This window comes from Fluviicola sp., assembly GCF_029266855.1.
Classification (GTDB): Bacteria; Bacteroidota; Bacteroidia; order Flavobacteriales_D; family Crocinitomicaceae; genus Fluviicola.
Genome location: NZ_JAQSWB010000003.1, coordinates 327,805 through 341,635, shown reverse-complemented (window position 1 = coordinate 341,635; position 13,831 = coordinate 327,805). Strand labels below are relative to the sequence as shown.

Annotated in this window: 9 protein-coding genes; 3 read left to right on the top strand and 6 right to left on the bottom strand. The window is 40.1% G+C overall.

Translation table 11 applies throughout. The features are described 5' to 3' along the window. Positions 1 to 148 precede the first annotated feature (148 nt). A complete protein-coding gene (locus tag K0S23_RS10200) occupies positions 149 to 2,377 on the top strand; it encodes an NADP-dependent isocitrate dehydrogenase (RefSeq protein WP_300356818.1) in 2,229 nt (742 codons plus the stop codon). Between the two features lie 164 nt (positions 2,378 to 2,541). Here the strand turns inward: K0S23_RS10200 and K0S23_RS10195 are convergent, their stop codons facing one another. After that, positions 2,542 to 2,733: a hypothetical protein gene (locus tag K0S23_RS10195; RefSeq protein ID WP_300356816.1), complete on the bottom strand. Its 192-nt coding sequence runs from the start codon at positions 2,731 to 2,733 to the stop codon at positions 2,542 to 2,544. Between the two features lie 502 nt (positions 2,734 to 3,235). Between K0S23_RS10195 and K0S23_RS10190 the strand changes: the two genes are divergently transcribed. Further along, a complete protein-coding gene (locus K0S23_RS10190) occupies positions 3,236 to 4,639 on the top strand; it encodes a DUF4403 family protein (RefSeq protein ID WP_300356814.1) in 1,404 nt (467 codons plus the stop codon). A gap of 96 nt (positions 4,640 to 4,735) precedes the next feature. Then, a complete protein-coding gene (locus K0S23_RS10185) occupies positions 4,736 to 5,911 on the top strand; it encodes an OmpA family protein (RefSeq protein WP_300356812.1) in 1,176 nt (391 codons plus the stop codon). A gap of 80 nt (positions 5,912 to 5,991) precedes the next feature. Here the strand turns inward: K0S23_RS10185 and K0S23_RS10180 are convergent, their stop codons facing one another. From K0S23_RS10180 to carA, 5 genes are all read right to left on the bottom strand, one after another. Continuing rightward, on the bottom strand, positions 5,992 to 7,992 hold the full coding sequence (locus K0S23_RS10180; protein ID WP_300356810.1) for a urocanate hydratase: 2,001 nt from the start codon (positions 7,990 to 7,992) through the stop codon (positions 5,992 to 5,994). A gap of 152 nt (positions 7,993 to 8,144) precedes the next feature. Next, a complete protein-coding gene (locus K0S23_RS10175; protein WP_300356809.1) occupies positions 8,145 to 10,760 on the bottom strand; it encodes a gliding motility-associated C-terminal domain-containing protein in 2,616 nt (871 codons plus the stop codon). Positions 10,761 to 10,764: 4 nt separating this feature from the next. Beyond that, a complete protein-coding gene (locus K0S23_RS10170; RefSeq protein WP_300356808.1) occupies positions 10,765 to 11,127 on the bottom strand; it encodes a hypothetical protein in 363 nt (120 codons plus the stop codon). A 157-nt stretch (positions 11,128 to 11,284) separates the two neighbouring features. Then, complete coding sequence (gene eno, locus K0S23_RS10165; RefSeq protein ID WP_300356807.1) at positions 11,285 to 12,568, bottom strand: phosphopyruvate hydratase; 1,284 nt, start codon at positions 12,566 to 12,568, stop codon at positions 11,285 to 11,287. A gap of 40 nt (positions 12,569 to 12,608) precedes the next feature. Then, positions 12,609 to 13,733, bottom strand: coding sequence for a glutamine-hydrolyzing carbamoyl-phosphate synthase small subunit (carA, locus tag K0S23_RS10160; protein WP_300356805.1), 1,125 nt, complete (start codon positions 13,731 to 13,733; stop codon positions 12,609 to 12,611). Positions 13,734 to 13,831 lie beyond the last annotated feature (98 nt).

Below are 13,831 nucleotides of genomic sequence, written 5' to 3'. Positions count from 1 at the left end.
AATTGAAAATTAACAATTCCATTGATACTGTTACAAACTCTTCAAAATTAAGCCACTTATTTATTGATATTCCAATCCCCAACCATTAAATTTGCCATCATCAGTTTAGGAACTATTCCTAACAGCAATCAATTATAACAATCAAATTATGGCAGATTCAAATTCAACAATTCTGTATACACTTACTGATGAAGCTCCGGCTTTAGCAACGTATTCTTTTTTACCAATCGTAAAAGCTTTTGCTGCAACGGCAGGAATTAAAGTGGAATCAAGAGATATCTCACTTGCCGGACGAATTCTGGCAACTTTCCCCGAGTGTTTAACAGCGGAACAGCGCGTTCCGGACTCATTGTCTGAATTAGGTAAATTAGCCACAACTCCTGAAGCAAACATTATTAAACTTCCCAATATTTCGGCTTCCATTCCTCAATTGAAAGAGGCTATTGCTGAATTACAGGCTTTGGGTTTCAAGGTTCCCGACTATACTGAAACTCCTGCAACCGAGGAAGAAAAAAATGCAAAAGCCAAATACGATAAAATTAAAGGAAGTGCTGTAAACCCGGTGCTTCGCGAAGGAAATTCCGATCGACGTGCACCGAGAGCAGTAAAAAATTACGCAAAAAAACACCCGCATTCAATGGGGGCTTGGACTGCCGATTCACAAACCAAAGTAGTAAGTATGCCGGAGGGCGATTTCTACGGAAGTGAAAAATCAGTGGTGCTTCCTGACGCTACCGATGTAAAAATTGAATTGGTCCAAAATGACGGAACAACCAAAATATTAAAAGATAAAACAGCTTTAAAGGCCGGTGAAATCATCGATGCTTCGGTAATGAACCAACAGGCTTTACGTAAATATATCGCGAAGGAAATTGAAGAAGCGAAAGAGAAAAACCTGTTGCTTTCCCTTCACCTGAAAGCGACTATGATGAAAGTTTCGGATCCGATTATATTCGGAAACGTTGTTTCAGTTTACTTCAAAGATGTGTTTGAAAAACATGCTGATGAGTTTGCTAAATTGGGTATTAATCCGAATAACGGTTTAGGGGATTTATACGACAAAATTGAAAGCCTTCCTGCAGATAAGAAAGCTGCTGTTCAAGCGGACATCGATGCGGTTTACGCTAAAAATCCGGGTATTGCAATGGTTAACTCCGAAAAAGGAATCACCAATTTACATGTTCCCAGTGATGTGATTGTGGATGCATCAGTTCCCGCAGCAATCAGAACTTCCGGTAAAATGTGGAACAAAGACGGACAACTGCAGGATACTTTGATGATCATTCCCGACAGATCTTATGCCGGTGTTTACCAAACGGTTCTTGATTTCTGTAAAAAAAATGGTGCGCTTGATCCAACTACAATGGGATCTGTTCCCAACGTTGGTTTAATGGCACAAGCAGCAGAAGAATATGGTTCGCATGATAAAACATTCCAAATCCCGGCCGACGGTAAAGTTCGTGTAATCGATGCAGATGGTAACGTTTTGCTGGAACATGCTGTTGAAAACGGGGACATCTGGAGAATGTGCCAGACAAAGGATGCTCCAATTCGCGATTGGGTAAAATTAGCTGTGACAAGAGCTCGTTTGAGCAATACTCCAGCCGTATTTTGGCTGGATAAAAACCGTGCTCACGATGCGGAACTAATCTCGAAAGTGGAATTATACTTAAAGGATCACGATACATCGGGATTGGATATTCGCATTCTTTCTCCGGATCAGGCAACTCAGTTTACTCTGGAACGCATTGTGAAAGGTTTGGATACGATTTCAGTAAGCGGAAATGTTCTTCGTGATTATTTAACGGATTTATTCCCTATCCTTGAAGTCGGAACATCTGCAAAAATGCTTTCTATTGTTCCCTTGATGAATGGAGGTGGTTTATTTGAAACCGGTGCAGGAGGTTCCGCTCCGAAACACGTAGAACAATTTTTAGAAGAAGGATATCTGCGTTGGGATTCATTAGGAGAATTTTTAGCATTGGCAGTTTCTTTCGAGCATATGTTCAATACAACCGGAAATAAAAAAGCGAAAGTATTGGCTGAAACTTTGGATGCAGCAACTGAAAAATTCCTGGAAAACGATAAATCTCCTGCAAGAAAGGTTGGAGAGATCGATAACCGCGGAAGTCATTTCTTTTTGACTCTTTATTGGGCCCAAGCCTTGGCTGACCAAAACAATGATGCCGAATTGAAAGCAAAATTCACGCCTATAGCTGAATTACTGACAAGCAACAAGACCAAAATAAATTCCGAGTTGATCGGGGCTCAAGGCAAAAAAACAGATATCGGTGGTTACTATAAGCCAAATGTTGGATTAGCAACTAAAGCTATGAGACCCAGCGAAACATTCAACAACATTATTGAAACGATTTGATTTTACGGATCTATTCATAAACAGAAAAAGCACCCGCAACTAGTGGGTGTTTTTTTTGAATGAATAATTTAAGGGGAATTCAAAAACCCATTAAAAGTAAAAGGGCTGCTTCTTTCGAAACAGCCCTTTTGAATACCTGAATAATAATATTCCGAGAATATTTATTATTTTTTAGACAATGTACCTCCAGAAAGTGCACATGAAGCCTCAGCTGCAGTTTTACCAGATTTGTTCAATCCGTTGTAGCTTGTTGTTTGAGTATTCCCGTTAGCATCTGTATACGTACATACATAATCTTTTTTACAAGAAGCCAATCCGAATGTTGCTACTGCAGCAACCAAAATAAATTTTTTCATACTAATTTGAGATGAAGGTTATAAAATATAAATTAACACCGCGAATATAGTTTCTTTTTTTTATTCAACAAACGATTATAAAGACAATTGTTAGAATGCAATATTTTCATCTACAGCGATTTTTCAATATCAAAAAAGCGAAAACCCCGATTACAGAGCTCTCTGGCTGTTTTTAATCAAAAAAAACTCACTGAAATAAGCCTTGATTATTTTATGGAAATCCAAAAATGAACAACTATTCATTTAATTGATGTAAAATTCAAAAAGAAAATCTGATTAGTTGATACTGCAATCAACTTCTTCCGTTGAATACTTTTCGCAAGCATCCTCGGCTGTTTTTTTTGAGGTATTAACAGCGTAATTGTATCCATCCGAGCACTCGCAGGTTCTCGACTTTGTACATGACAGAAGTCCTGATAATGCAATAACAAAATAAAAAATTGGCTTCATAACCTGAAGTTAATACTAATTTTGAAAATGTCAATCATGAAATTTCGACATTGTGCACGTATTAAAATTCAAAATCGCGATTATTTCTCTTTTATTTCTCAGCAGTTCCTGCCGCTCTATTCAGCCGGAAGCCCCAACGAGTCTTAATTTAGCTGACAGCCCACCTGAAATCAATTCCATGATCAACAGCATTGTTGTTCCTGTGGAAATAAATCTTTCAACTTATTTTAAGCAAGCCAATAAAAATGTTCCCGAATTTACTACCGGCTCCGACAAACCGTGCAGTGGGATCCGTTATGAATTTCAGTTTCAAAAAGATTCGTTCAATATCACTACAATTAATAATCACCTGTTATCCGAATTACATGGCTCCTACTGGATCAAGATGGAATATTGCGCTGCATGTTCGGGATTGTTAAGTGAAACACCTTTTTGTTTAAACCCGCCCATTCCGTTTTCTTGCGGAATCAACGAAAAAAGACCCTCGTTAAGAATTCGTTTCGCAACAGAACTATCCGTTAATGAAAATTATGGACTAAGCACACACACAACTATTGATGAATTAAAATCCCTAAATCCTTGTGAAGTAACACTTTTCAGATTCGATGCCACGGATGAAGTGATTAAAGAGGTTAAGAAAACATTGAAAAAACAGTGTGAAGAGACCGACAAACAATTGTCTGCTATTTCATTCCAGAAAGAAGCTGGGGATTTATGGAAGAATATGAATCAAGCTGTCAGAATCCCCTATCTGGGTTATATTCATTTCGAACCGATTTCGCTTTCCCTGGTTAAACCCCGTTTAGACCAAAACAAATTGTATACTACACTTGTACTGAATTGCAAAACTTACCTGAATCAAAGTTCAGCTAAAACTCCGGTATCAGATCTTCCTAGGTTGAATATAATCCCAAGTACACCGAAGGATACCTTTGATCTTTTCACTGATTTCGAATTAAACTACGATTCAATATCACAATTATTCACCGAACAAGTCAAAGGTAAAACCATTGATTTCAAAAAAAATCACTTTGAATTTCTTGGGGTGAAAGTAAGCGGATTGGATCAAAAGAAATTAATCCTGGCAATCCAATTCAGCGGAACAAAAAAAGGAATTTTATACCTTCAGGGGATTCCTAGTTTTGATAACAAGACAAAGATCCTGGAACTTACCGAACTCGAGTACGATTTAAAAACAAAAAGCATTCTTCTCAAAAGCGCAAAATGGCTGTTTTCAAACCGAATATATTCGGAGCTGGAAAAAGCCACCAAATTGGATTTAAGCACTCAGTTTAACGAATTAAAGAAAAGCATAGACCGGAATCTCCAAAAGAAAACAGGAGACTTCAGTTTACAAGGAAAAACACATGATGTAAGCGTTGTACATATTTTCCCCACGACGGATCATTTGTACCTTAGAACTTGCCTTAAAGCGCAGCTAAATGTTAAACAATAACCAGAAAATACAGTTAATACGCTCATTCAGCCCATTCAGAAAGTCGAAAAAAAGGATCTTTTTCAAAACTGATGAAAAAACTATCTTTGCAGTCTGATGAAATCTGCTTTCCTTTTATTTATTTCTTTTTTTGCCATAAATGCCTTTGGCCAGCAGATTCTTGAAAGCTCAGATGCTATTTCTGACTGTACGGGCGCTACGAATGTGCTTCAGACAGGAGAATACCGAATGCAATTCTCCGGAAAAGGCGGAAAAGTAAATGACTTCAAGGCTTACGACATGTTAAGCGATCTCGAAGAAAAAAACTCTCTATTCTGCTCATTTAAAGCTTCCTACAATGGAAGATTCTCACTGAAAGCAACATGCCCCCAACCCATTCAAATGATCATTTTTGAGGGCGAAACAAAATATCCTTGTGAAGAAATTGCGAAGGGTTCTGCGGAGATCAGAAGAATTATCACTAAACCCTCACTTGAACTTGGACTGGATTTGGTCGTTTCGGCAAGTACATTATATCCCATTGACCTGGCTTCAGGAAAGGAACTGATTATTTGTTTCATTGGTACGCCAAAGATGAAAGGGTATGTAGATGTCAACTTCACCTTTGAACCAATAAATGGTGAACTTCAGGAAACATCGGAAGGCGGTAAGCTTTTTGATCTTAGAACAGATAAGAAAGAACCGGGTTTATCAATCCTGGTTCGTGATTACGAAACCGGAAAACCGGTCATTGCAAATATTACCATTGGCGGAATCAAAGGTATCACCGCCGCATATCAAGGTTCAGACTTCCGTTTCTCAATAGAAAAGTCGGGTAAAGTACAATTGAAAATTGATGCTGAAGGTTATTTCTTTGTTGACCGGGAAGAGCCTGTATCCGCTAATACGGAAACAGAAATTGTGGTTTGGATCGAACCCCTGGGGGAAGGAAAGAGCATGCAGATTGATGAAATAGAATTTATTCCGGGATCCTCGGAGTTTCTTCAAAGTGCAGAACCGAAATTAAGAAGGCTAAAAGATTTCCTGGCTTTAAACGCCGGAATAAGAGTAGAAATCCAGGGTCACGTGCATTCCAATGGAGAAAATACTTTTGAAGCACAAAAACTTTCTGAAGCCCGGGCAAAAAGAGTTTTTCATTACCTGGTTGAAAACGGAATCGATAAAAACCGCTTAACAACTGTTGGGTACGGAAATACAATGCCTATTTTCCCCAATGCAAAGTTCGCTTCGGAGGAACAAAGTAATCGAAGAGTGGAAATCAAGGTACTCTAAATAGAAAAAGGGAGTTCAACTCCCTCTTAATCACCTTTCCATTCCAAAACATAATTCAGGAAACGAACCTGAGTCCAGTTTTATTGTTTTAAGCCTTTTAAAAGCTCTTCATCCACAAACTCAGGAATAGTTACCTTCAGCTTGGGTTCTGCTTCCATAGCACGTTTAATTGCAAAAATAGCACCTTCGTTCCGTGCCCAGTTTCTTCTGGCAATTCCATTATTCACATCCCAGTGTAACATCGATTTCAATCTTCTGGATGCATCTTCGGAACCATCCAGTAACATTCCGAACCCGCCGTTGATTACTTCTCCCCAGCCTACTCCACCGCCATTATGTATGGAAACCCAGGTTGCTCCGCGGAAGGCATCCCCGATTACATTCTGAATCGCCATATCAGCAGTGAAGCGCGAACCGTCGTAAATATTAGATGTTTCGCGATAAGGGGAATCTGTTCCGGAAACATCGTGATGATCACGTCCAAGCACAACCGGCCCGATAATGCCTTTTGAGATCGCCTCATTAAATGCAGCAGCGATCTTCATTCTTCCTTCAGCATCAGCATACAGAATTCGAGCCTGTGAACCAACAACCAGTTTATTCTCCTGTGCGCCTTTGATCCATTGAATATTATCTGCCATCTGCTGCTGAATCTCTTCCGGACTTCGTTGTTTCATCTCTTCCAGAACTGCGCATGCAATCGCATCTGTCTTTTGTAAATCTTCCACTTTGCCTGAAGCACAAACCCAACGAAATGGCCCGAATCCATAATCGAAACACATTGGCCCCATAATATCCTGAACATAGGAAGGGTACTTGAAATCGATCTGATTTTCTGCCATAACATCTGCTCCCGCACGGGATGCTTCCAACAGAAAGGCATTTCCATAATCGAAAAAATAAGTTCCTTTCGCTGTATGGGCATTAATGGCGTTTGCGTGTTGGATCAGTGATCGCTGAACCTCCTTTTTAAATAAATCCGGATCACTTGACATCATGGCATTTGCAGTATCGAAATCAATTCCGACAGGATAGTAACCACCTGCCCATGGGTTATGAAGTGATGTTTGATCTGATCCCAAATCAATATGAATATTTTCTTTGTCGAATTTCTCCCATACATCGACCACGTTTCCTAAATATGCGATCGAAACAACTTCTTTATCGGCTTGTGCTTTGCGGACTCTTTTCACCAGCTCGTCCAGGTTTTCAATTACTTCATGAATCCAGCCTTGTTCATGACGAATCCGCGTAATTTTCGGGTTTACTTCGGCACAAACTGTAATACAACCTGCAATTGTTCCTGCTTTTGGCTGAGCTCCACTCATTCCTCCCAAACCGGAAGTAACAAAAAGAGAACCCAAAGGCATTTTTTTAATTTTCCGGAACCCGTTCAACACAGTGATTGTTGTTCCGTGAACAATTCCCTGCGGACCGATATACATATATGAACCGGCTGTCATTTGACCGTATTGCGTAACTCCTAAAGCATTGAATTTCTCCCAATCATCGGGTTTCGAATAATTTGGGATCATCATTCCGTTTGTTACGACAACTCTTGGTGCGTCTTTATGAGAAGGAAAAAGTCCGAGCGGATGTCCGGAATACATGACCAATGTTTGATCATCTTCCATCTCAGACAAGTATTTCATCGTCAGGCGGTATTGGATCCAGTTCTGAAAAACAGCACCGTTTCCGCCATAGGTAATCAATTCATGAGGGTGCTGGGCAACCGCATAATCCAAATTGTTTTGGATCATCAGCATAATTGCTTTTGCCTGCAATGATTTACCTGGATACTCATCGATCGGGCGGGCATACATTTTATAATCCGGTCTGAAACGATACATGTAGATCCTCCCATGTTTTTCCAATTCATCGGAAAATTCTTGTGCGAGCTCAGCATGCTGATTCTTTGGAAAATACCGCAGGGCATTTTTTAAAGCTAAGATTTTCTCTTCGGGTGAAAGAATTTCTTTTCGTTTCGGAGCATGATTAATTGCCGGTTCAAATTCTTTCTTTGAAGGAAGAGTTGCAGGAATCCCTGTTGTTATATCGTTTTGAAATTCGTTCAGATTCATAAAGTACCACTTATGTTACGAAATTAAGAAGAAAAAGCGATAGTCCGCCGCGGCGGAAAGACGAAATTACAAAGGGTTCTTAAGTCGTTTCACTTAAAAACAATAAGGGGCTATTTGAAATTCAAACAGCCCCTTACCATACGGATCAATTATTATTTAAACATGTTTATCGTTCCGTTCCAGGTATATTTCTTATCGGAAATCAGTTCTCTGGTTCGAATGACCCACGTATATGTTCCCTGAGGAGCAAGTTTTCCATTGTAGGTGCCATCCCAGCCTGCATTTGCATCATGTGACTCCCAAATAAGTTCTCCCCATCTGTTATAGATCTGAAGGTCGAAATCGTATTTATCGATTCCTTCAATGTGAACTCTCCATGTTTGGTTGAATTCATCTCCATCAGGTGTGAATGCATTCGGTGCATAAATAATTACTTCCGGCAGAATTCTCACCTCTTTCGTGACAGTGTCCTTACAGCCCAAATAAGAAGTCGCAATTAAAGTAACATAATAGCTTCCTGTCTGACCATCAGGGTACAAAACCGTTTGATCATCATTTGTCGATGAATTCGGTGATGCTCCCGGGAAACTCCATTCGTAAGTATTTGCATACAATGAGTACTGTGTAAACAATACCTGTGTATTAAACATAGTTATCGGATCCGGGCTCCATTTAAAATCAGCTACCGGAGTTTGCATTACTGTTAAATAAGCAGGGAATGTTGTTGAATCAATACAGCCATCCGGAGATGTAACAATCAATTGAACATCGTAGGCTCCGTTCATAGTTGAAGAAGTAAGGATCGAATCCATATCAACAAATTCGTCTCCGTTGCTAATTCTCCAAATAGTGCTCACCGTATTTAACGAATCTAAGTTATACAGTGTAAATACAGCAGGCTCACATTTTGTAGCTTGATCCACAGCAATTTGCGGAACAGGAACCGGGTATGCATTAATAATACCGGAGATTGTTACAGGAGTTGTCTCACAAACATCGTCAATCGTCACACTGTAAGTAGTCGTTTGCAATGGTGAATCATTCAAAGTACTTTCTGTACCCACATCCGTTTGTCCGGTTGACCAGGTAATTGTATAAGGTGCACCGATTCCCCCTGAGGCATAAACCGTCAGTGAATCTTCATATCCCGGACAAGTAAATGCGTCCGCTGACATCGTTGCAGAAAGAACAGGATTCATCATAACATAGATCGAATCCCTGTTTGACCAGCATCCCAGGTTGCTTTCAGCCTGAACAGGATAATACGCATTCGCAGAAGGATTTACTTGTGTTACCGCAACTAAAGCCGGACTGTGATCCCAGTGATAAGAATATGTTGATCCTCCCGTTGCAGAAGCCCAAATCGTTGCAGTACCGTTCTGACAGATAAGTGTGTCATTGGAAACCGACATAACGATCAGTGGTGGATTAGTCAAAGTTACCGTTGTACATTTTTGACATCCCAAAGTATTTCTTGCGCAAACAGTGTATGTTCCTGCACTAAAACCTCCAAGGGTATTTGAAGCTTGCCAGGTTGTACCGTTATTAAAACTATATTCACTTGCACCTGCACTGGTAATCGTAATTGTACCATCACTTGATCCGTTACAAATTGGATTTGTCGTAGCGGCTGCAATTTGAAGTTGTGAAACCGTAACTACAACTGTATCTCTGATAATACCGCAGATAGTACTTGTTTCTCTCAATACGAATTTATAAATACCCGGTTGGTTTACTGTAACTGTCGGGTTCATTGAACTAAAGCTTGGCGAAAAGGAAGCTGTTGCCGGAGGTGTTAAACCAGTTGGAACAATTGCCTGCCAGTTTGCAGTATTTGTCGGACTGCCGACAGTACCTGTCAATTGAATCGGTTGTCCCAAACAAACTGTTTGATTTGGACCTGCATTCGGTGCCGGTGGATTCACAACTGTAATTGTAAATGTTGCCGTATCCCGCAATGCAGGAGTCGATCCCATAGCCGGCTGTGTAACTTCTACCGAATAAGTAGTTGTAACTGTTGGTGTAACTGTTGTTGTACCTGCTGTAGGATTAGCTACACCTGTCGTAACCAGCCAATTGAATGCAGGATTGGTATACCCTGGTGTTGCAATTGTTACTGATGCTGAGTTTCCGAGACAAATTGTTTGATCTGCAGCTGATACTCCACATACAACCTGAGCCGAACCAAAGAAATCCAGGTCAACATTTTGATTTGTAAAGCTATAATTTGATAGACAAAGGATAAATGATTGCCCGGCTGTTACATTCAATGGTGGCTGATAACTTGTGTTGGAAGCATTTGGCGGATAATTTGCCGGTGTAGACATCCCGGTATTCCCGTTACACATACCATTCCAGTTACAGGCAACCGGAGGAAGGGTATTTCCATTGATTCCTGCGCAACCATTGTTGTTCACATTTGGCCACATGATCCAGTCGAAACATCCGCTTCCGGATGGAGTTCCATTAGGATTCAATCCGATTAGGGACCATTGTAAGGTTCCGGATGTTACTACATTGATCGTAATAAATGTTGAAACTGTTTCACCGGATAACAAACACCCGCTGTTTCCATTCTGAGGATTTGTACTTGGGTTAGAAATTGTTCCTGTACCAAAATCAGGAGTATTGTACGGAGGTTGCTGACCTACAATCGGAAATTGTGGTGTCGAACAGCCAGGTACTGCCAGGTTACAGTTCACAGGTAATTGTTGAGCCCAAACTCCAAATGAACAAAACAATATTAAAGAATATAAAAGTGCTTTCATCGGATTAGTTTTCAGAACAATTAGTAAATGGATATGGATTGATTGGATCTACTCCTTGTAAGCCTATTTGAAGGCAACTGTAAGAGGAAGAGTAGCTTCCCATCCAGGATGTAAATTCTGCCGCTGTAAAGCTGCTGATATCTTTTGTAACTAAGAACAACCTGTGTGTTGGAACATCAACTCGAACTACGCTAACATAAGGTATGGATCGCAATTGATTTTCCAATGTTGTCAAATCGTTTTGATTGTTCAAATTCACCATACATTGAGCAAAGAAAGCAGGTGCATTTGTTGGGGAAGTAGTGGTTTGAGTGTTCCCCCACAAGGCAAACATCGCAAAAACAAAACTTAATATTAAATTCTTCATAATTAGTGCTTTGATTTGTAAACGATTTAAAAACAATTTGGTTGCTTTCACTTCATAAAAACACACTAATTATAAACATTTTGTTAAAATATAAAAGAAAAAGGGAGCTCGCTTCGGCGAACTCCCTCAATAATCAGATGATTCCTATTTTTTATACCTACAAAAAACGAAAGTTTTTTCCCGGATAATAAGCTGTTTCTCCCAATTCTTCTTCGATTCTTAAAAGTTGATTGTATTTTGCCATACGATCACTTCTGGATGCAGAACCTGTTTTAATTTGTCCGCAGTTTAAAGCCACAGCCAAATCTGCAATCGTATTATCTTCCGTTTCACCACTGCGATGCGACATGACAGATGTATAACTATTGCGTGTCGCCATCTGAACTGCTTCAATCGTTTCACTTAACGAACCAATCTGATTTACTTTAACCAAAATTGAATTGGCAATTCCTTTTTCGATTCCCTGTGATAAACGTTTTGTATTTGTAACGAATAAATCATCTCCAACTAACTGTACCTTATTCCCCAGTTTATCAGTTGCTTCTTTCCAACCGGCCCAGTCATCTTCAGCTAATCCGTCTTCGATCGAAACAATCGGATATTTTTTACACCAGTCAGCCCAGAAATCAACCATCTCAGAAGAAGTGCGCGCCTCACCGGTCGATTCAAATAAGTACAATCCTTTTTCTGCATTATAAAATTCAGAAGATGCTGCATCCAAAGCAATGTGCACATCATGTCCCGGTTTAAATCCTGCTTTCTCAATCGCTTGTAACACCACCTGGATAGCCTCTTCATTTGACCCAAGGTTCGGCGCAAATCCACCTTCGTCACCAACATTCGTAGACATTCCTTTTTCTTTCAGAACAGATTTTAAGTGGTGGAATATTTCAGTTCCCCAACGCAACCCTTCAGAAAAAGAAGACGCTCCGAATGGCATAACCATGAATTCCTGAACATCAATTAAATTATCTGCATGGGATCCTCCATTCAAAATATTCATCATCGGAACAGGCATGGTAGTAGCACCAACACCCCCAACGTATTTAAATAAGCTCAATCCTGCTTCCTGCGCTGCGGCTTTAGCAACCGCCAAAGATGTTCCCAAAATGGCATTAGCCCCCAATTTTGATTTGTTCGGAGTACCATCCAATTCCATCAAAACACGGTCAATCAATTTCTGATCGAAAATATCCATTCCAAGAAGCTCTTCAGCTATCATCGTATTTACATTCTCAACAGCTTTCAAAACTCCTTTACCAAGGTACATGGATTTGTCTCCGTCACGTAATTCCACTGCTTCGTGAACTCCTGTCGAAGCACCCGATGGAACAGCAGCTCTTCCGACTGCACCGTTTGTTGTGTAAACATCCACTTCAACAGTTGGATTACCTCTTGAATCTAAAACTTGTCTTCCGACAATGCGCGCGATATAACTCATGTTTTTTATTTGAAATTGTTTGTTTCTTATTTGGTCCGCACTAACGTTTGTCCCCTTCGAAGCGCTGCTTCTCATGTTTCATGTTGGTGATAAACTGATCGAATAAATAGCGGGAATCATGTGGTCCGGCAGATGCCTCCGGGTGGTATTGTACTGAAAAGACAGGTTTGTCAGTCAACATAATACCTGCAATCGTCTGATCATTCAAATGTTCGTGAGTGACTTTAATTCTAGGATTTGATTTAACGCTTTCCTTATCAATTACAAATCCATGATTTTGTGAAGTGATCTCACCTTTCCCTGTTATGAGGTTCATTACCGGGTGATTAATCCCCCTATGTCCGTTAAACATCTTCTCTGTTTTCAAGCCTTGGCTTAAACCTAAGATCTGGTGTCCGAGACAGATCCCAAATATCGGGGTTCCGACTTCGACCAATTCTTTTACCAGCGCAATTTCAGTTGGCATTGCAGATGGGTCTCCGGGACCGTTGGACAATAAATAACCGTCCGGGTTAAATGCTTTCATCTCATCGATAGAAGTATTCATTGGAAACACTTTTACCAGACATCCTCTGTCAGCCAAACAGCGTACAATATTTTTCTTCACACCAAAATCGAGCAATGCTACCCGTAATGAGCTGTTGGGATCCCCAACTTCATATGCAGTTTTCGTTGCCACTTTTGAAGACAATTCCAAACCATCCATAGATGGAACTTCCTTTACTTGTTTTTGAAGCGCTTTCTCATCCAAAATTTCAGATGAAATAATGGCGTTCATTGCACCTTTGTGTCGAATATGACGAACAAGGGATCGCGTATCGATATCTGTAATACCAACCTTGTCATTTTCAACTAAATAATCTTGCAAATTTGACTCTCCTGAACTTCTTGAGAAATTATGGGCAAATTTTTTGGTCACCAGGCCTGCAATTTTCACAGTTTCGGATTCCACCTCAATCGAGTTCACACCGTAATTACCAATATGGGATGTTGTCATGACTAGTATTTGTCCGTAATAGGAAGGATCTGTAAATACTTCTTGATAACCGGTCATTCCCGTGTTAAAAGCAATTTCTCCGGTTGTTGTACCTATCTTCCCGGTTGCTTTTCCATAAAATACTGTTCCATCTTCCAGGACCAGTAAAGCTGGTTTGCGTTCCTCCATGCAATGATAATTTTCTGCAAAATTAGGATTAAAAAACCATTTCTCACGAATTTCATTCATGAAATAAATGAAGCCCCCTTGTAATAAGAGGGCATGTC